At 59.2% G+C, this 18,169-nt stretch carries 18 protein-coding genes and 1 riboswitch; of the genes, 11 read left to right on the forward strand and 7 right to left on the reverse strand.

Annotated features, from left to right (window positions below; translation table 11 throughout):
• The 3 genes from metK to ACIP66_RS26250 all read left to right on the forward strand — a co-directional run.
• A partial coding sequence (gene metK, locus ACIP66_RS26240; protein WP_400651985.1) for a methionine adenosyltransferase occupies window positions 1-1,180 on the forward strand: 1,180 nt, incomplete at its 5' end.
• A 263-nt stretch (window positions 1,181-1,443) separates the two neighbouring features.
• Window positions 1,444-3,117 carry an NAD-dependent DNA ligase LigB gene (gene ligB / locus ACIP66_RS26245; RefSeq protein ID WP_400651987.1) on the forward strand — a complete coding sequence of 558 codons (1,674 nt, stop codon included), beginning with the start codon at window positions 1,444-1,446 and terminating at the stop codon, window positions 3,115-3,117.
• Window positions 3,118-3,214: 97 nt separating this feature from the next.
• A complete protein-coding gene (locus ACIP66_RS26250) occupies window positions 3,215-3,610 on the forward strand; it encodes a DUF1090 domain-containing protein (protein WP_159811855.1) in 396 nt (131 codons plus the stop codon).
• 167 nt (window positions 3,611-3,777) lie between these two features.
• Here the strand turns inward: ACIP66_RS26250 and ACIP66_RS26255 are convergent, their stop codons facing one another.
• Window positions 3,778-4,227 (reverse strand): cytochrome c, encoded by a 450-nt coding sequence (locus ACIP66_RS26255; protein ID WP_212550132.1) that lies wholly within the window; start codon window positions 4,225-4,227, stop codon window positions 3,778-3,780.
• 127 nt (window positions 4,228-4,354) lie between these two features.
• On the opposite strand from ACIP66_RS26255, the gene ACIP66_RS26260 reads away from it, so the two are divergent.
• A complete protein-coding gene (locus ACIP66_RS26260) occupies window positions 4,355-5,527 on the forward strand; it encodes a murein transglycosylase A (protein ID WP_400651990.1) in 1,173 nt (390 codons plus the stop codon).
• Between the two features lie 110 nt (window positions 5,528-5,637).
• Here the strand turns inward: ACIP66_RS26260 and ACIP66_RS26265 are convergent, their stop codons facing one another.
• A complete protein-coding gene (locus ACIP66_RS26265; RefSeq protein ID WP_053124636.1) occupies window positions 5,638-6,021 on the reverse strand; it encodes an MAPEG family protein in 384 nt (127 codons plus the stop codon).
• A 39-nt stretch (window positions 6,022-6,060) separates the two neighbouring features.
• Window positions 6,061-6,894, reverse strand: a complete 834-nt coding sequence (locus ACIP66_RS26270; protein WP_159811858.1) for an EamA family transporter — start codon at window positions 6,892-6,894, stop codon at window positions 6,061-6,063.
• A 313-nt stretch (window positions 6,895-7,207) separates the two neighbouring features.
• Between ACIP66_RS26270 and ACIP66_RS26275 the strand changes: the two genes are divergently transcribed.
• Window positions 7,208-8,377 (forward strand): MFS transporter, encoded by a 1,170-nt coding sequence (locus ACIP66_RS26275; protein ID WP_400651992.1) that lies wholly within the window; start codon window positions 7,208-7,210, stop codon window positions 8,375-8,377.
• A gap of 238 nt (window positions 8,378-8,615) precedes the next feature.
• Entirely contained in the window at window positions 8,616-9,878 is a 1,263-nt protein-coding gene (locus tag ACIP66_RS26280; protein ID WP_159811860.1) for a sodium:proton antiporter, read from the forward strand.
• A gap of 4 nt (window positions 9,879-9,882) precedes the next feature.
• On the opposite strand, the gene ACIP66_RS26285 is transcribed toward ACIP66_RS26280, so the two are convergent.
• Together ACIP66_RS26285 and ACIP66_RS26290 are read right to left on the reverse strand one after the other, a co-directional pair.
• Entirely contained in the window at window positions 9,883-11,181 is a 1,299-nt protein-coding gene (locus ACIP66_RS26285; protein ID WP_400651995.1) for an amidase, read from the reverse strand.
• Window positions 11,168-11,584 (reverse strand): VOC family protein, encoded by a 417-nt coding sequence (locus ACIP66_RS26290; protein WP_159811862.1) that lies wholly within the window; start codon window positions 11,582-11,584, stop codon window positions 11,168-11,170. Before ACIP66_RS26290 ends, ACIP66_RS26285 begins: the two co-directional genes overlap by 14 nt.
• Window positions 11,585-11,696: 112 nt before the next feature.
• Here ACIP66_RS26290 and ACIP66_RS26295 point away from each other — a divergent pair, with 112 nt between their 5' ends.
• Window positions 11,697-12,593: a LysR substrate-binding domain-containing protein gene (locus ACIP66_RS26295; RefSeq protein WP_400651997.1), complete on the forward strand. Its 897-nt coding sequence runs from the start codon at window positions 11,697-11,699 to the stop codon at window positions 12,591-12,593.
• On the opposite strand, the gene ACIP66_RS26300 is transcribed toward ACIP66_RS26295, so the two are convergent.
• A complete protein-coding gene (locus tag ACIP66_RS26300; protein ID WP_053124651.1) occupies window positions 12,560-13,450 on the reverse strand; it encodes a formate/nitrite transporter family protein in 891 nt (296 codons plus the stop codon). The genes ACIP66_RS26295 and ACIP66_RS26300 overlap by 34 nt on opposite strands.
• Before the next feature lie 184 nt (window positions 13,451-13,634).
• Window positions 13,635-14,042, reverse strand: a complete 408-nt coding sequence (locus tag ACIP66_RS26305) for an acyl-CoA thioesterase (RefSeq protein ID WP_016984776.1) — start codon at window positions 14,040-14,042, stop codon at window positions 13,635-13,637.
• Window positions 14,043-14,240: 198 nt separating this feature from the next.
• A riboswitch (S-adenosyl-L-homocysteine riboswitch) is annotated at window positions 14,241-14,340 on the forward strand.
• 23 nt (window positions 14,341-14,363) lie between these two features.
• Between ACIP66_RS26305 and ahcY the strand changes: the two genes are divergently transcribed.
• The 4 genes from ahcY to ACIP66_RS26325 all read left to right on the forward strand — a co-directional run.
• Window positions 14,364-15,773, forward strand: coding sequence for an adenosylhomocysteinase (ahcY, locus tag ACIP66_RS26310; protein ID WP_400652000.1), 1,410 nt, complete (start codon window positions 14,364-14,366; stop codon window positions 15,771-15,773).
• Window positions 15,774-15,964: 191 nt separating this feature from the next.
• Window positions 15,965-16,810 carry a methylenetetrahydrofolate reductase [NAD(P)H] gene (gene metF, locus ACIP66_RS26315; protein ID WP_053124662.1) on the forward strand — a complete coding sequence of 282 codons (846 nt, stop codon included), beginning with the start codon at window positions 15,965-15,967 and terminating at the stop codon, window positions 16,808-16,810.
• Between the two features lie 193 nt (window positions 16,811-17,003).
• Window positions 17,004-17,816, forward strand: a complete 813-nt coding sequence (locus ACIP66_RS26320; RefSeq protein ID WP_400652002.1) for a substrate-binding periplasmic protein — start codon at window positions 17,004-17,006, stop codon at window positions 17,814-17,816.
• 222 nt (window positions 17,817-18,038) lie between these two features.
• A partial coding sequence (locus ACIP66_RS26325) for a hypothetical protein (RefSeq protein WP_400652005.1) occupies window positions 18,039-18,169 on the forward strand: 131 nt, incomplete at its 3' end.

An 18,169-nucleotide genomic window follows, 5' to 3' on the forward strand; every position in this document is an offset into this window, starting at 1 on the left:
CTCCCTATTCACAAACGAGTCCGTGTCAGAAGGACATACGGACAAAATCGCCGACCAGATTTCCGATGCGGTGCTGGACGCCATCATTACCCAGGACAAACACGCACGCGTTGCCGTGGAAACTCTGGTCAAGACTGGCGTGGCCATCGTTGCCGGTGAAGTGACCACCAGCGCCTGGGTCGATCTGGAAGAGATCGTGCGTAACGTGATTCTCGACATCGGCTACGACAGCTCCGACGTCGGCTTCGACGGCGCGACCTGCGGCGTGATGAACATCATCGGCAAGCAGTCCCCAGACATCAACCAGGGTGTTGACCGTGCCAAGCCTGAAGATCAGGGCGCCGGCGACCAGGGCCTGATGTTCGGCTATGCCAGCAACGAAACCGACGTTTTGATGCCAGCACCGATCACCTTCTCGCACCAGTTGGTGCAGCGTCAGGCTGAAGCCCGTAAATCGGGTCTGCTGCCTTGGCTGCGCCCGGACGCCAAGTCGCAAGTGACTTGCCGTTACGAAGGCGGCAAGGTTGTCGGTATCGACGCGGTTGTTCTGTCGACCCAGCACAACCCTGAAGTGTCGTACAAAGACCTGCGCGAAGGCGTGATGGAGCTGATCGTCAAGCACGTGCAGCCAGCCGAACTGCTGAGCAAACACACCCAGATCCACATCAACCCGACCGCCCAGGTCATCATTGGCGGCCCGGTAGGTGACTGCGGTCTGACCGGTCGCAAGATCATCGTCGACAGCTCCGGCGGCATGGCCCGTCACGGCGGCGGCGCGTTCTCCGGTAAAGATCCATCGAAGGTTGACCGTTCGGCTGCGTACGCTGGCCGTTACGTTGCCAAGAACATCGTCGCTGCCGGCCTGGCCGAGCGTTGCGAGATTCAGGTTTCCTACGCGATCGGCGTGGCTCAGCCTACTTCGATCTCGCTGAACACCTTCGGCACCGGCAAGATCAGCGACGACAAGATCGTCAAACTGGTGCGTGAAGTGTTCGACCTGCGCCCATACGCGATCACCACCATGCTCGACCTGCTGCACCCGATGTACCAGGAAACTGCAGCGTACGGCCACTTCGGTCGCACGCCAGAGACCAAGACCGTTGGCGAAGACACCTTCACCACGTTCACCTGGGAAAAAACCGACCGCGCCGATGCCCTGCGCGCTGCTGCTGGTCTGTAAGACTTTCCCCGGCGGCACAAAAAGCCCCGCACGGTTCGCGCCGTGCGGGGCTTTTTTTTGTGCTTGAAACCCGTAGTTCAACTCAGAACGTTCAGGTCGATGCATATCCAACAAACCACTCGGTCAGTCCCCTCTCCCCCCGGGAGAGGGCTAGGGTGAGGGGCTCTTTTCATTGCACAGAAACAAGCCGTAAAACACCCACCCGGCAGAGTAAATATCTTCGCCTAACCTTCAAGCATTCCCCTTGAGCAAGGACGCTCACGATGCTTGCCACGCTGCGCCTGTTATTTATTGTCCTGCTGATGCCCGCAACACTCAGCGCCCACGCCTGCCCGAACTGGCCTGCGTCCCAAGCCCAACGCGAAATCACCACCCTGCAAAAACAGATCAACCAATGGGACGACGCCTACCACCGCGAAGGCCGTTCACTGATTGCCGACGAACTCTACGACCAATCCGTTGCGCAACTGAACGAATGGCGGGCGTGTTTCAACCTGCCCTCGCCGCCCGATCCCTTGCGCACAGCCGCAGGCTCGGTCGCGCACCCTATCGCCCATACCGGTCTGGATAAAATCCACAAAGATGAGGCCGTGGGTGCATGGCTACATGATCGCAAGGATGTCTGGATTCAACCCAAAGTCGACGGTGTCGCCGTGACGCTGATTTATCGCGCGGGCGTTTTGCAACAAGCCATCAGCCGTGGCGACGGGATTACCGGGCAGGACTGGACAGCCTCAGCACAAAAAATCGACGCCATCCCGCAACGCCTGTCACAACCCTTGGATTTGCTGGTGCAGGGCGAACTCTACTGGCGCTTGAACCAGCACGTGCAAGCTCGATCCGGCAGCATTAACGCGCGCGCCACCGTCGCCGGCATGATGGGGCGAAAATCGTTGGATGCCGAGCAAGCTTCCGGGGTTGGATTGTTCGTTTGGGACTGGCCCCAAGGCCCAGCGCAATTGCCCGAGCGAATCGCCACGTTGGCGTCGCTGGGTTTCGCAGCGATTGAACCGTACAGCCATCCCGTCACCGATTTTGCTGCAGCGCAGAAATGGCGCGATCACTGGTATCGCTCGCCCCTACCCTTTGCTACTGATGGCGTGGTTCTGCGCCAAAGCCAACGCCCACCTGCCGAGCGCTGGCAGGCTCGCGCTCCTTATTGGGCAATTGCCTGGAAATATCCTTTTGCTCAAGCGCTGGCCGAAGTACGCAAGGTCAATTTCAAGATCGGGCGCACCGGGCGCATCACGCCGGTGCTCGAACTCAAACCCGTCATGCTCGATGACCGCGAAATCAAACGGGTCAGCGCCAGCTCATTCAAACGCTGGCAAGACCTGGACATTCGCCCCGGCGATCAAGTGGCAATCAGCCTCGCCGGCCTGACGATTCCACGGCTCGATAGCGTTGTGCTGCGCGCCACCGAACGCGCAGATCTGAACATTCCCGTCGCCGATGACTTCCACGCGCTGAGCTGCTGGCAACCCACCCCCGGTTGCGAGAGCCAGTTTCTTGCGCGCTTGACCTGGCTCAGTGGCAAGCAAGGATTGGCGATGCAGAATGTCGGGCGCGGCACTTGGGAGAAACTTCTCGAAACACGCCGCGTGAACAACCTGCTGGATTGGTTAACCCTCGACGCGCCAGAGCTTGCTAACATTACCGGCTTCGGCGAGCGCAGCAGCGCGCGTTTGCTCAACAGTTTTAACAGCGCGCGCCAACGGCCGTTCGCTCAATGGCTGAAAGCTTTGGGCATGCCGCCAACCGGTCAGGCACAACTGCCTGACTCGTGGCAGGCGCTGGCACAACGTGACACCGAACAATGGCAGGCAGAAGCCGGTATCGGCCCGGGACGCGCGGCGCAATTGAGCGCATTCTTTCGCGACCCGCAAGTGCTGGCTCTGAGTAAAACCTTACAGGCCGCCGCAATCGACGGTTTCTGAACACGCAACCCCCGCAAGCCGGGAACCCAACGGCCGGCAAAGCGCTCCAACAGCGCAGTGCCCTACCGACCCGATTGCCTTTGCACATGGAGCTTTTATGAAATTTCTCGCACCGCTCGCCCTGCTGACCCTTTGCGGCGTAATGGCCGCCCCCGTGATGGCCGACGAAGATGCCCCGGGCCTGACCGGTTGCGCTGCTAAAAAGCAGGGCATCATGAACCAGATCGAACAAGCCAAATCCCGTGGCAATGCCGATCAACAGGCCGGTCTGGAAACTGCACTGAATGAAGTGACCAAGAACTGCACCGACGCTGGCCTGAAAAAAGAACGCGAAAACAAAGTGCTCGAAGCCAAACACGAAGTGAGCCAGCGCCAGGCTGATCTCGACAAGGCGATGAAGAAAGGCGATCCGGAAAAGATCAACAAGCGCAAAGACAAACTCGCCGAGTCGCGCAAAGAACTGCAAGACGCCTTGGATGAAATCGATAAGTAATTGATGGCCTTGTGGCGAGGGGATTTATCCCCGTTCGGCGGCGAAGCCGTCGCAAATCCGGCAGGCCGGGTCTGCCTGAAAAAACTCGGCTGTATGGTTTTGGGGCTGCTTCGCAGCCCAACGGGGATAAATCCCCTCGCCACAGGGTTACTCAGCAGTTTTGAAGATCAATGATCCCGAAACTGTTTATGGCAAGCGCTGCAGGCGTCTTCAACCTTCTGCACCGCAGGCCCGAGGTTGCTGGCCTTATACGGCTGAACCTGACTGGCGACCACCAATTCACCGGTGGCCGCTTCCAGCTTGCGGGCCATGTCCTGAAACTGCGCCTGTTTTTGCCAGACATCGTCCTTGGCGCTGGTGTGATCTTCTTCGCGCACCTGCGGGAAATGCTTCCACGGTTCATGGGACAGCGCATCGAGTTTGACCGCGCCTTCGGCGAATTTCGGCCCGTCGAACGGAATGCGTCCGCGCAACATGCCACCGAGGTCTTCGCCGGTTTTGAGCATTTGTTTGAAGATTGCCTTGCGTTGACCCAGTGGAGAGTTCGGATCGACACCGCCGCAGGCGGACAAGGTCAGACAGGCCAGCAATACAACAGAAAGTCTTTTAAGAGTCATGGTGGCTTCAGGTCACGGAATCGGCGGCCAGTATCCCCGCGTCACCGACAAACACCAATAGCCCTATTAAAATTAAGGGTTGTCTGAACGCATGGAGCATTCGGGCGACCGGCACAGGAATTACTCCATGAACAGCCGCTTCAAGGCCTGGCGTCACCCACTGATCGCAACCCTTCCGCTGCTGGCGATCCTCGCCGGCTGCACCGGTGGTGAGACTGCCAAGCCGAAAACCCACGCACTGGCCACTTACTCCAGCGCCAAGTGGGAAGCACTGCCGGTTGTGTCCGACAGCGATTTGGTCGCCGGTTTTGGCTCGTGGCGCAGCGCCTGCACCCGACTCAAGGCTGATACGGTCTGGGGCCCGACCTGCGCAGCAGCGGCCACTGTGCCGCAGAGCGCCGACGAGATTCGCGCCTTTCTCAAACAGAACCTCGATGTCTTCGGCCTGCGCGCTGAAAACGACAACCCCAACGGCTTGATCACCGGTTACTACGAACCGGTCTACCCCGGCAGCCTGACCCCGACCGACGTGGCAAATGTCCCGGTGTACGGCGTGCCCGAAGACATGATCATCGTCTCGCTCGACAGCATCTATCCGGAATTGAAGGGTAAACGCCTGCGCGGTCGTCTCGAAGGTCGCGTGCTCAAACCTTACGACGACGCCGCGACCATCGAAGCCAAAGGTGTGAAAGCCCCCGTGGTGGCCTATCTCACCGATCCGATGAACCTGCAATTCCTGCAAATCCAGGGTTCCGGGCGCATCCAGACTCAGGACGGCAAACAGCTGCGCATTGCTTACGCCGATCAGAACGGTCATCCGTACCGACCGATTGGTCGTTGGCTGGTCGAGCAAGGCGAGTTGAAGAAAGAAGACGTGACCATGAGCGCGATCAGCAATTGGGCCAAGGCCAACCCGGCGCGCATCCCGGAATTGCTGGGCAGCAACCCGAGCTATGTGTTCTTCACCCGTAACCCGGACAGCAACGAAGGCCCGCGCGGTTCGCTGAACGTACCGCTAACGGCTGGCTATAGCGCGGCGGTGGATCGCAAGGTGATTCCGTTGGGCAGTCTGTTGTGGCTGTCGACCACACGCCCGGATGGCACCGCACTGGTTCGCCCGGTCGCCGCGCAGGATACCGGCGGCGCGATTGCTGGCGAGGTGCGTGCGGATTTGTTCTGGGGCACAGGCGATGCGGCCGGGCAACTGGCCGGGGACATGAAACAGCAGGGGCAAATCTGGATGCTCTGGCCAAAAGGCGCGCCGCTGCCGCAAGTGCCGCAGGTGGCTGACAAACCTTAAAAGCAAAAGATCGCAGCCTGCGGCAGCTCCTACAGGGCTAAACACATAACCTGTGTAGGAGCTGCCGCAGGCTCGGGCCGCGTTCGGACGATCTTTTGATCTTGCTTTAACTAAACCGATACAAAGAAGAACGAAGCAATCAACCCCATCCCCACAAACCACACCAGCGAGCGCAAGATCGCCCAGTCGGCCAGATAGCAAATGATGTACAGCAGGCGACTGGTGATAAACATCACCGCCAGCACATTCACTGTCACCAACTGCGCAGTCCCCACCAGATGCGCGACGAGCACCGCCGCGGCAAACGCCGGCATCACTTCAAAGCTGTTCAATTGCGCCGCATGCGCCCGCCGAGCCACACCATTCAGGCTTTCGAGAAAGTCGCGCGGATCATGATTGTCACTCAGCCGATAGCCGCCAACAGCCTTGGCCACACCGGTGCAGACATACGGCAAAAATATCGCGATCAACACACACCACAGAGCCACCGTCATAACGCCGTCCTTTTTTCGAGTTATAGAATTCGCGGGCTGTCAGAACTTCATGATCAGCATGCCAATCAGCACCAGCCCACAGGCTAAGAGCCGCGGTCGGCCGAAAGGTTCTTTGAGGTAGCGCATACCGAACAACACCACCAGGATCACGCTGATCTCACGCAACGCCGCCGCTTCGGCAATCGAGCCCAATTGCATTGCCCACAGCACCAGAGCGTAGCTGGCCAACACGCAGAAGCCCACCGCCAGACCGAGCTTCCATTGCTCGCGCCAGAACAGCATGAACGCCGGACGCTTGGCGACCCACGCCAGCAACGGAAACGGCCAGGCGCTGAGCAGCGTGACCCAGACCAGATAATCCAGCGGATGCGACCAGCGCCGCAGCGCCTGGCCATCGATATAGGTGTAGCAACCGATGCACAAGCCGATCAGCGCCACCACGGGCAGCATCGACCACGGCAAGTGCTTGCCTCCACCGCCCTGCCAAAGCAGGCAGGCCATGCCCACCGGAATCAGCATGATCCCGAAGATCTGCTGGGTGGTGAGCACCTCACCGGCGAAGATCAGGGTCAGCGCCAGCACCACCAGCGGCGACAGTCCGCGCATCAGTGGATAGACCAGCCCCAGATCGCCCACCCGATACGCCTGAATCAACAAATAGCGATAGAGCAGTTCAAACGCTGCCGAAGCGAGAATCCATGGCCAGATTTCCATGGGCGGCAGGCTCACAAACGGAAACGCGATGGCGACGACCAGCAGCGCCACGGTGTCCATGCACGCCACCACCAGCAGCCGCTCGGCGCTGAATTTGATCAACGTATTCCACGTCGCATGCAACAGCGCCGCCATCAATACCAAAGCTGTCGCCAGCACGTCTTGCTCCTTATTTTTATAATTCCCGTGTAGGAGCTGCCGCAGGCTGCGATCTTTTGATCCTGATTTTTAAGAGCAAGATCAAAAGATCGCAGCCTGCGGCAGCTCCTACAGTGAAAATCGATAATTCGAATAGTCAGATTATTGATTCGCGATGTGTCAGCAGCTGTTTATACTGCAAGCGACCACGCCGCACTCAGTTGCGCACAGAAAAATTCCAATAATTCCCGCCTGCACCGCCTCTCTTCGAGAACGGTCGATGGCCTGCGTACGCCTGATCACAGCGTCAAGACTACCGACAGAGACCTTGCGCATGCCACTCGCTTTGCTTGCCCTCGCTGTTGCCGCATTCGGCATCGGCACCACTGAATTCGTCATCATGGGCCTGCTGCCCGACGTCGCCCGCGACCTCGCCGTGAGCATTCCCCACGCTGGTTTGTTGATCACCGGGTACGCGCTGGGCGTGGTTTTCGGCGCGCCGATCCTGGCGGTCGGCACCGCCAACATGCCGCGCAAAGCGACGCTGCTGGGCATGACGCTGATGTTCATCCTCGGCAACATCCTCTGCGCCCTTGCCCCGAACTACGCGACGCTGATGGCTGCACGCGTGGTCACGGCGCTGTGCCACGGTGCGTTTTTCGGCATTGGCTCGGTGGTCGCCGCCGGGCTCGTTGCGCCGAACAAACGTGCGCAAGCAATTGCGATGATGTTCACCGGCCTGACTTTGGCCAACGTCCTCGGCGTGCCATTGGGCACAGCGCTCGGCCAGTACGCCGGGTGGCGTTCGACGTTCTGGGCGGTGTCGGTGATCGGCGTCATTGCCGCCCTCGCGCAGTGGTTCTGGCTGCCGAAACACATCCCGATGGACAAGGCCAACCTCGCCAGCGAGTTCAAAGTGCTGGGCAAGGTCAACGTGCTGTTGGCACTGGGCATGAGTGTGCTGGCCTCGACCAGTCTGTTCAGCGTGTTCACCTACATCGCGCCGATCCTGCAGGACATCACCGGCGTCAGCCCGCACGGCGTGACCGTGATGTTGCTGTTGTTCGGCGTGGGTTTGACCGGCGGCAGCATGCTCGGTGGACGTCTGGCCGATAGCCGTTTGCTGCCTTCACTGGTCGGCGTGGCATTGGCGGTTGTGGTGATTCTGGCGGCGTTCAGTCAGACCAGCCGTTCGGTGGTACCCGCCGCAATCACGCTGGTGCTGTGGGGGATTTTTGCTTTTGCGCTGTGCCCGATTTTGCAGTTGCTGATTATTGATCAGGCGCATGAAGCACCGAATCTGGGTTCGACGTTGAACCAGAGCGCCTTCAATCTGGGTAACGCGGCGGGTGCATGGATCGGCGGGCTGGTGGTGGCCAGCGGTGCGGATCTGGCGGATCTGCCGTGGACGGGGGCGTTGGTCGGCGTGTTGACGGTGCTGACGGCGCTTTTGTTTATTTATCTGCAACGTCGGGGGGCGGTTGCGGTCAATGTGTCCGGCTAGCCCTCACCCTGACCCTCTCCCAGAGAGAGAGGGGACTGACCGAGGTGAATGTCGAGCTACGCCGACCTGAAACTTCGAGTCGAACTCAGGATTTGAACTCGACCAAGATCGGCTCCCTCTCCCTCCGCGAGAGGGCTGGGGTGAGGGAAGCTTGTGCCTTCAGCCACTGTCACCCCATCAAACCCTTGCGCCCAAGCATGGCCGCACCTCAAAAACCCCTCCATCCAAAGGACCCCGGATGCTTGAACTTGTCGCCGCTTTCATCTGCCTCACCACCCTCCTCACCTTCGTCAACTTCCGCTTCATCGGACTGCCGCCGACCATCGGCGTGATGGTCACCGCGCTGCTGTTCTCGCTGATCCTCCAGGGCCTGAGCGTACTCGGCTATCCCGGTCTCGAAGAACGCGTGCAGCAACTGATCGGCCAGATCGACTTCGGCGATCTGCTGATGAACTGGATGCTCTCGTTCCTGCTGTTCGCCGGTGCCTTGCACGTCAACCTCAACGACTTGCGCAGCTACCGCTGGCCGATTGGCCTGCTGGCGACCTTCGGTGTGTTGATCGCCACCACGGTGATCGGCAGCCTCGCCTTTTACATCTTTGCCCTGTTCGGCTGGCACGTGAGTTTTCTTTACTGCCTGCTGTTCGGCGCACTGATTTCGCCGACCGACCCGATCGCGGTGCTCGGCGTGTTGCGTACCGCCAACGCCTCGAAACCACTGAAAACCACCATCGTCGGCGAGTCGCTGTTCAACGACGGCACGGCGGTTGTGGTGTTCACCGTGTTGCTCGGCATCGCCCAACTCGGCGAAACCCCGACCGTCAGCGCCACGGCCATGCTGTTCGTTCACGAAGCGATTGGCGGTGTGCTGTTCGGCGGGCTGATCGGTTACCTGGTCTATCGGATGATCAAAAGCATCGAGCAGCACCAGATCACCGTGATGCTGACGCTGGCGCTGGTCATCGGCGGTTCGGCGATGGCCACCGAGATTCATGTGTCAGCGCCGATCGCGATGGTGGTCGCCGGTCTGATCATCGGCAACGTCGGGCGCAATCTGGCGATGAACGAAATGACTCGTCGTTACCTCGACGGTTTCTGGGAATTGCTCGATGACATGCTCAACGCGCTGCTGTTCGCGCTGATCGGCATGGAGCTGTTGCTGCTGCCGTTCAACTGGTTGCACATGGCCGCGGCCGGTGTGTTGGCGGTGGCGATTCTGTTGTCGCGTCTGCTCACCGTCGCTCCGGCGATTCTGCTGCTACGGCGCTGGCGCACAGTGCCCGCCGGCACCATCCGCATTCTGACCTGGGGTGGTTTGCGCGGCGGTGTTTCGGTGGCACTGGCGCTGGCCCTGCCGCTGGGGCCGGAGCGCGATTTGCTGCTGAGCATCACCTACATCGTGGTGCTGTCGTCGATCCTGCTGCAGGGCCTGACCATCGGCAAACTGGTCAAGCATGCGACGCGCAATGAGCCGAAAGCGGCGACTGAATCTGCGCACTGACGCATCACTGTGGCGCCGTCTCGCGGGCAGTGCTCAGCACTGCCTCAACCTGCCCGGCAGCGTGTAACAGATGACTGTCGGCTCTGAACGCGCCAATCATTTGCAGGCCAATGGGCAACGCCCCGGTCTTGCGGACGAGAGGAAGGTTGATTTGCGGTAAGCCAAACGCCATCCAGAACTTGCTGAAATCGGAAGGCCCCGTCGCGCCAAGCCCCAACGGCGCGACGATACCGCAGCTCGCACCCAGCACGGCGTCAAACGGTTGGAATATCGGCTCCAACACCGCGGCTAACGTTGCCAGGCGCTTCTTCGCCGCTGACTCTTGCGCCCACGTCGTCAGACGGGCGCGCTCGATCATCGCCAGTAATTCCTCACTGAGTTGGTCAGGGGGCGCTTGCAGCTCTTTGGCCAGTGAGCGGGCGCCCTCGCAATCGTTGATCAACAGATGATCATCGAATACCGACGCAAACGCCTCAGGCAGCACCACCTCAATGACTTGATGGCCCGCCATTCGCAAATCCTCAACCGCGGCTTCCAGTGCTGTGGCTACCTCTTCATCAACCTGATCCCAACGCGCCGTACGACAGAAGCCGAACGTGCAAACGCTCTGTTCATGAGCAAGCGTCGGGAGACCGGGGATCAAGACTTGCGCCATCACCTCGAGATCGCGCACCGAGCGGCCATACCAACCCACCGTGTCGAAACTCGGCGCTAAGGGTTTGACGCCCTCCAGCGAAACCAATCCATACGAGGGCTTGAAGGCATACAGGCCGCAATAGGATGCCGGCTTGATCAACGACCCGGCGGTCTGCGTGCCCAACGCGAGCGGAAAAAAACCGGCCGCCATCCCCGCTGCCGAGCCGGCACTGGAGCTTCCGGGCGTTCTGTCGAGATCATGCGGATTGCGAGTTGGCCCGGTGTGCATGTAAGCGAATTCGGTGGTGTGGGTCTTGCCCATGATCACCGCCCCGGCCTGGCGCAGCAGTGCGACGACATGGGCATCACGCGAAGGACGATTGTCCTCATAGATCGGCGAGTAGAAACGGGTCGGATGATCCAAGGTGTCATAGATGTCCTTGACCCCCACCGGCACACCCGCCAGCAAGCCTTTAATCTCGCTGCTTTTCAGGTGCTGAGCCTGGCTGCGAACTCTGTCCGGGTCGAACGAAACAAACGCTTTTATGATGGGCTCGCGCGTATCGACGCATTCAAGAAAATGCTCGGCAACGGTCTCCGCATTCACAACAGCGGAGCGCACGCTTTCGGCAATGGCGGTGGCATCAGCCTGATCAAAATTGTGCATAAACACCCTGTAAGTCAGTGAAGCCCTTTATCTCAATCGGATTTCCGGCAGGATCCAGAAAAAACATCGTGGCTTGCTCACCGGGCTCTCCGGGAAAACGAATGTGCGGATGAAGCACAAATTGCACCTGGCCTTCGATCAAGCGCTCCTTCAACGCAACCCAGTCCGACATCTCGAGGATCACGCCGAGATGGGGCATCGGCACGTCATGCTCGCCGACTTTCCCGGTGTTGCTGACCGCAAAGGGTTCGCCCAAGTGCAACGACAATTGATGGCCGAAAAAATCGAAATCGACCCACGTCTCGGTGCTGCGACCTTCTTTACACCCCAGCAAACCTCCATAAAAATCGCGGGAAACCTGCAAATCGCGGACGTGCATAGCGAGATGAAAAATCGACTGCATAGAGAACTCCTGACGATCACCGGACGATGGAAACAGCGGAATGCTTGAAGACTGTGCGGTTTCGATCAAAAGAGATAGCCTGTAATTCTTACTGCCATCGAAAGCATTTCTTATGGATACGCGATATTTAAAGAGCCTGATCACCGTCGTCGAATGCGGCTCGATCGCCCATGCTGCACGAATTGAGGGACTGACGGCCGCCGCAATCAGTCAGCGCATTCTCGCGCTCGAACGGCAGCTCGGTTTTGAGCTGTTATCCCGCGTCGGGCATGCCGCCAAGCCGAGTCAGGCCTGTCTCGGTCTGTTGCCCAGAGCCAGACGTGTCGTTCGTGAAGTGGCCTTATTGGCGGGAGACGCTGACGGCGCGGGGCTGACCGGACAGTTGCGAATCGGCGCGATTTCCACGGTTCTGACCGGGCTGATGCCGGAAGCATTGCGCGCACTGACCGTGTCGGCGCCGGGTTTGACCCCGGTGATCGTGCCGGGAACATCGCGATCGCTGTATCAGGCACTTCTTTCAGGCGAAGTGGACGCGGCGATCCTCGTCGCTCCGCCGTTCGAATTGCCCAAAGCCCTGCAAGCGGTGTCCCTGCGCAAGGAACCGCTGGTGTTTCTGTCGAAAGAAAAGTCCTCGATCAGCATCCCTGCGCAACTCATAAGCCAGCCTTACATCCGCTACGACCCGGACGCCTGGGGCGGCCGCTATGCCGAGCAATATCTGGCGGATCAAGGATTGAAGCCGACACCGATGGTCGATCTGGACGCGCTGGAGACCATTGCCATGCTCGTCACGGGCGGCATGGGCGTGAGCCTCGTGCCCTATTGGTCCGGTTTTGAGCAATGGGGCCATCAATGCGCAGTGAGCCAGATTGGCAATGATCGCTATGACCGCGAGATCGCGCTGATCAGCCCGGCCCAGACCGATCGGCCAAACATGATCAGCGCTTTGTGCGCGGCACTTTCAACGACCACGCCTCATCGCTCGGAATCCTTCTTCGACTCGCCTTGATCCTCATCAGGGCCGCTGGATTTCGGCGTCCCGCTCTCACTGCGAATCTGCGCGTGGCTGATCAACGCGAAGATGAAACTGCCACCGATGATATTCCCCGCCAGCGTCGGCCCGGCGAAGACCATCCAGAAATCACTCCACGGCAACTCGCCGGCAAACACCAGGTACGAAACCTCCGCCGAACCGACGACGATGTGGGTGAAGTCGCCGAGCGCCATCAGGTAGGTGATGAGGATGATGATCCACATCTTCGCGCTCTCCATGGACGGGATCATCCAGACCATGGTGGCGATCATCCAGCCGGACACGATGCCTTTGGCGAACATTTGGCTGGCGTGGTTTTCCATGACCTTGCGGCCAATTTCGAGGAAAGCGTGATCGGTCTTGGTGTCGAAGATCGGCAGTTCGAGCATCACGTACGCCACCAGAATCGTGCCGCAGAGGTTGCCGACCAGCACCACCGTCCACAGGCGGATCAGCCGGCCGAAGTTTTGAAGGGTCGGTTTGGTCATGACCGGCAGCACGGCGGTCAGGGTATTTTCGGTGAACAGTTGCTGGCGGGCGAGGATCACCGCGAGGAAACCGGCGCAGTAACCGAAACTGGCGATCACTTTGAATTCGTCACCGTCGGGCAGGCGCGAGTTGAGCAGGCCCATGCCCATCAGCGACAGGCCCATGGTCAACCCGGCCGCCAGCGCCGACCACCAGAGTGCGGCGATGCTGCGCTCCAGTTCCTGATCGCCTTGCGAGCGGATGATTTCATGCAGAACGGCCGCGCGGGGCGGCTGGTTTTTCTCGACTTCGTGCTGTTCTTTGGCCGAGAGATCGGGGGTCTTGCCGTCGGTAGGGGTGGTCATGGCGTGGGAACCGTGGGGGTGGTGTTTAGCTACGACCCTCGCGGCTTGGAATACGTTCTGTAGGTGCCACGCAAATCCTGCGTCGGACATGTAGGAGCTGCCGAAGGCTGCGATCTTTTGATTTTGATTTTTTAGAAACAAGATCAAAAGATCGCAGCCTGCGGCAGCTCCTACAGGGGTCGCGTTATTTGGTGACTAACTCATCTTCCTGAAACTGGTCTTTCACATATTTGATTTCAGTGCGGCCGTGCGGTGCCGGCAAGCCGTCTTCGCCGAGGTTCACGAAAACCATCTTCTCAACGGTGAGAATGCTCTTGCGGGTGATCTTGTTGCGCACTTCGCAGGTCAGGGTGATCGAGGTGCGGCCGAACTCGGTGGCGGTGATGCCCAGTTCGATGATGTCGCCCTGGCGCGAGGCGCTGACAAAGTTGATTTCGGAAATGTACTTGGTCACCACGCGCTGATTGCCCAACTGCACGATCGCGTAAATCGCCGCTTCTTCGTCGATCCAGCGCAACAGGCTGCCACCGAACAGGGTGCCGTTGGGGTTGAGGTCTTCGGGTTTTACCCATTTGCGGGTGTGGAAATTCATCTTCACTCCTGAGTGTCTTGCCGAACGATGGGCGGTATCTTGGCAGACTGAGCGGTCATGCTCCATGCGGCTTCGACTATGGTCGCCATTAGCGATCTTCATTTGGCCGACAGAAACCCTTTGGAAGATCAGTCTAGACGGCTATAATCGCCACCGTTTCAAAACGGTCATCTTCACTTGATACCGTTTTCCCGCCACCTGTCCGAGGGGCGCTGCAGCAGGTTCAACCTGTCAGGCTCGGATGGGGCGTTGACCGGCCTGAGGCTGGACACTAAACGCACAACGGCGCCCATTCGCATACATTACGAATGGAGGCTCTTCATGAGCGCTGTTATCACGCCTGCAGATTTTAACGATTACAAAGTTGCCGACATGTCCCTGGCTGCCTGGGGCCGTCGCGAAACCATCATCGCCGAATCGGAAATGCCGGCTCTGATGGGTCTGCGTCGCAAGTACTCCGGCGAACAGCCGTTGAAAGGCGCCAAGATCCTCGGCTGCATCCACATGACCATTCAGACTGCCGTGCTGATCGAAACCCTGGTTGCCCTGGGTGCCGAAGTGCGCTGGTCGTCGTGCAACATTTTCTCGACTCAGGATCAGGCTGCTGCCGCTATCGCTGCTGCCGGCATCCCGGTTTTCGCCTGGAAAGGCGAAACTGAAGAAGAGTACGAGTGGTGCCTGGAACAAACCATCCTCAAGGATGGCGCGCCATGGGACGCCAACATGATCCTCGACGACGGCGGCGACCTGACTCAGTTGCTGCACGACAAGTACCCACAAGTACTGGATCGCGTACACGGCGTGACCGAAGAAACCACCACCGGCGTACACCGTCTGCTGGACATGCTGGCCAAGGGCGAACTGCGCATCCCGGCCATCAACGTCAACGACTCGGTGACCAAGTCCAAGAACGACAACAAGTACGGCTGCCGTCACAGCCTGAACGATGCGATCAAGCGCGGTACCGACCACCTGCTGTCCGGCAAGCAAGCGCTGGTCATCGGTTACGGTGACGTGGGCAAGGGCTCCGCGCAGTCCCTGCGTCAGGAAGGCATGATCGTCAAGGTTTCCGAAGTTGACCCGATCTGCGCCATGCAAGCGTGCATGGACGGTTTCGAACTGGTGTCGCCGTTCATCGACGGTATCAACGACGGTTCCGAAGCCAGCATCGACAAAGCGCTGCTGGGCAAGATCGACCTGATCGTGACCACCACCGGTAACGTCAATGTCTGCGACTCGAACATGCTCAAAGCTCTGAAGAAGCGCGCCGTTGTCTGCAACATCGGTCACTTCGACAACGAAATCGACACCGCTTTCATGCGCAAGAACTGGGCATGGGAAGAAGTGAAGCCACAGGTACACAAGATCCACCGTACCGGCCCGGGCGCCTTCGACGCGCAGAACGACGACTACCTGATCCTGCTGGCCGAAGGCCGTCTGGTAAACCTGGGTAACGCCACTGGCCACCCAAGCCGCATCATGGACGGTTCGTTCGCCAACCAGGTTCTGGCGCAGATCTTCCTGTTCGACCAGAAGTACGCCGACCTGTCGCCAGCCCAGAAAGCCGAGCGCCTGACCGTGGAGGTACTGCCGAAGCTAGTCGACGAAGAAGTGGCCCTGGAAATGGTTCGCGGCTTCGGCGGCGTGGTCACCCAACTGACCAAGCAACAGGCTGACTACATCGGCGTGACCGTCGAAGGCCCGTTCAAGCCGCACGCTTACCGCTACTAAGACAAGAGCAGCTGCGAGCTTCTAGCTTCAAGCGGCAAGTAAGGTCAAAAGCCGGACTTGCCGTGCGAAGCCTGAGGCTCTGCCATCATTTCAAAACAGCGTCAGGCTACAGGCTACTGGCACAAGAGATCAGCGCACCTCCGCTGCTCTTGCAGCTTGAAGCTTGCAGCTTGTAGCTGGAGGTTTCCTCCATGTCCCAAGACCGTCGCTACAGCTTTGAGTTCTTCCCGACCAAGACCGATGCTGGGCATGAAAAACTGCTCGCCACTGCCCGTCAGTTGGCCACTTACAACCCTGATTTCTTTTCCTGCACCTATGGCGCTGGTGGTTCGACCCGTGATCGCACCCTCAACACCGTTCTGCAACTGGAAAGCGAAGTCAAAGTACCGGCCGCACCGCACCTGTCGTGCGTCGGCGACAGCAAGGACGACCTGCGCGGCCTGCTGAACGAGTACAAGGCTGCCGGCATCAAGCGCATCGTTGCCCTGCGCGGTGACCTGCCGTCCGGCATGGGCATGACCAGCGGTGAGCTGCGTCACGCCAATGAACTGGTTGAATTCATTCGTGAAGAAACCGGCGATCATTTCCACATCGAAGTCGCCGCTTACCCGGAGATGCATCCGCAAGCGCGCAACTACGAAGACGATCTGGCCAACTTCGTGCGCAAAGCCAAGGCTGGCGCCGACAGCGCGATCACCCAGTACTTCTTCAACGCCGACAGCTACTTCTACTTTGTCGACCGTTTGCAGGCACAGGGTGTGGATCTGCCGATCGTCCCGGGGATCATGCCGATCACCAACTACAGCAAACTCGCACGCTTCTCCGATGCCTGCGGTGCGGAAATCCCGCGCTGGATCCGCAAGCAACTGGAAGCCTACGGCGATGACACGCAAAGCATTCAGCGCTTTGGCGAGCAAGTCGTCAGCGAGATGTGCGAACGCCTGTTGCAGGGCGGCGCACCGGGGCTGCACTTCTATTCCATGAACCAGGCTGAACCGAGTCTGGCGATCTGGAATAATTTGAAGTTGCCTCGTTGAAGCAGCTGCAAGCTTCAAGCTGAAAGCGACAAGCAAGATCAAAAGATCGCAGCCTTCGGCAGCTCCTACATTGAGATTTCGTATCCCGTGTAGGAGCTGCCGCAGGCTGCGATCTTTTGCTTTTAAAGCCCCGAAACAGAGCTTCTGCTGCCACCTTCTGGCTCTTTCGCGTTTCTCGTCGTAATCTCAAGCCATGCCCTTGATCACACAGTTATTCGCCGTGCTGGTTTTTGCTTGCCTGAGCTTCGCTGCTCGAGGCGAGAAGTTGCGTATTGTCACCGAGCCGTGGGCGCCTTACGTCTACGAAGAGAACGGCAAAAACCTCGGGCTCGACTACGAAACCACCGCCATTGTCTTCAAACGGCTGGGCATCGAAGTCGAATGGCAGTTCCTGCCATGGAAGCGTTGCCTGTCGATGCTCGAAACCGGTCAGGCCGACGGTGCGCTGGATATCTTTCACAGCGATGAGCGCGACGCCACCCTGCTCTACCCGAGCGAACCGTTGTCGGACGTCGAGTTCGTGATGTTCTACGCCAACGATCGACCGCATCCGTTCAGCAAACTCGAAGAACTCAAAGGCCTGACCATCGGCACCTCGCCGGGCTATCTATACAGCCCCGATTTCAGCAATTCGACCCTGTTTACCCGCGAACCGGCGCCGACCCACGAGGCCAACTTCGGCAAACTGGTGCGTGGTCGTATCGACTTGCTGATCACCGATCGCCGCGTCGGTCAGCACTTGCTCGATGAACTGGATATCCGCAATCAAATCACTGAAAACCCGACCGTGATTAGCCGCCAGAGCCAGTTTTTGGCGGTTCGGCGCAATGCTGGCATGGATTTACTGGTGCAGCGTTTCGGTGCCGAGCTCAAGCGTTTCAAGCGCGAACCGGCCTACGCCGAGCTAAGCGCGCGCTATGGCGCGGCCCCGTCCGATGTCGCGCCGCTGGGCAATGCCTCGGCCAGCCGCAAAACCGTTGAGCAGCAGGAAAGCAGCGCGCAGTGATTGCTCTGTTATACTCCGGCGTTCCCGCCAGGCTCACGCCCGGACGCCCGGAACCGTAAAAGGCCTCTCGACCCGCTACAGCGCAGCTTCCCAGCCCGCGCGAGCACTCCAGACGTGCCTTCGGAACCGCAGCAGGACCGGACGGGATTGCGTCCTCTTAAACGTGATTCGCGCCAGGCAAGACTCCCATTGGGCCAAGCCCTAACTAAAACAGGATTACTCATGTCCTTTGCTTCCCTCGGTCTCTCCGAGGCTTTAGTCCGCGCCATCGAAGATGCGGGCTATAACGAGCCTACTCCGGTGCAAAAGCGGGCCAATCCCGCCGTGTTGCAAGCTCGCTACCTGATCGAGGC

The organism is Pseudomonas sp. NPDC088429 (genome assembly GCF_044753305.1).
GTDB classification, from domain to species: domain Bacteria; phylum Pseudomonadota; class Gammaproteobacteria; order Pseudomonadales; family Pseudomonadaceae; genus Aquipseudomonas; species Aquipseudomonas rustica.

What these genes read in the sequence shown, in the direction of transcription:
- ACIP66_RS26320 (WP_400652002.1), top strand. Translation starts at nt 17,004, where the DNA reads ATGCCCTTGATCACACAGTTATTCGCCGTGCTGGTTTTTGCTTGCCTG.
- ACIP66_RS26250 (WP_159811855.1), top strand. Translation starts at nt 3,215, where the DNA reads ATGAAATTTCTCGCACCGCTCGCCCTGCTGACCCTTTGCGGCGTAATG.
- ACIP66_RS26265 (WP_053124636.1), bottom strand. Translation starts at nt 6,021, where the DNA reads ATGACGGTGGCTCTGTGGTGTGTGTTGATCGCGATATTTTTGCCGTAT.
- ACIP66_RS26285 (WP_400651995.1), bottom strand. Translation starts at nt 11,181, where the DNA reads ATGCACAATTTTGATCAGGCTGATGCCACCGCCATTGCCGAAAGCGTG.
- ACIP66_RS26255 (WP_212550132.1), bottom strand. Translation starts at nt 4,227, where the DNA reads ATGACTCTTAAAAGACTTTCTGTTGTATTGCTGGCCTGTCTGACCTTG.
- ACIP66_RS26295 (WP_400651997.1), top strand. Translation starts at nt 11,697, where the DNA reads ATGGATACGCGATATTTAAAGAGCCTGATCACCGTCGTCGAATGCGGC.
- metF (WP_053124662.1), top strand. Translation starts at nt 15,965, where the DNA reads ATGTCCCAAGACCGTCGCTACAGCTTTGAGTTCTTCCCGACCAAGACC.
- ACIP66_RS26260 (WP_400651990.1), top strand. Translation starts at nt 4,355, where the DNA reads ATGAACAGCCGCTTCAAGGCCTGGCGTCACCCACTGATCGCAACCCTT.
- ACIP66_RS26300 (WP_053124651.1), bottom strand. Translation starts at nt 13,450, where the DNA reads ATGACCACCCCTACCGACGGCAAGACCCCCGATCTCTCGGCCAAAGAA.
- ACIP66_RS26305 (WP_016984776.1), bottom strand. Translation starts at nt 14,042, where the DNA reads ATGAATTTCCACACCCGCAAATGGGTAAAACCCGAAGACCTCAACCCC.
- ACIP66_RS26290 (WP_159811862.1), bottom strand. Translation starts at nt 11,584, where the DNA reads ATGCAGTCGATTTTTCATCTCGCTATGCACGTCCGCGATTTGCAGGTT.
- ahcY (WP_400652000.1), top strand. Translation starts at nt 14,364, where the DNA reads ATGAGCGCTGTTATCACGCCTGCAGATTTTAACGATTACAAAGTTGCC.
- ligB (WP_400651987.1), top strand. Translation starts at nt 1,444, where the DNA reads ATGCTTGCCACGCTGCGCCTGTTATTTATTGTCCTGCTGATGCCCGCA.
- ACIP66_RS26280 (WP_159811860.1), top strand. Translation starts at nt 8,616, where the DNA reads ATGCTTGAACTTGTCGCCGCTTTCATCTGCCTCACCACCCTCCTCACC.
- ACIP66_RS26275 (WP_400651992.1), top strand. Translation starts at nt 7,208, where the DNA reads ATGCCACTCGCTTTGCTTGCCCTCGCTGTTGCCGCATTCGGCATCGGC.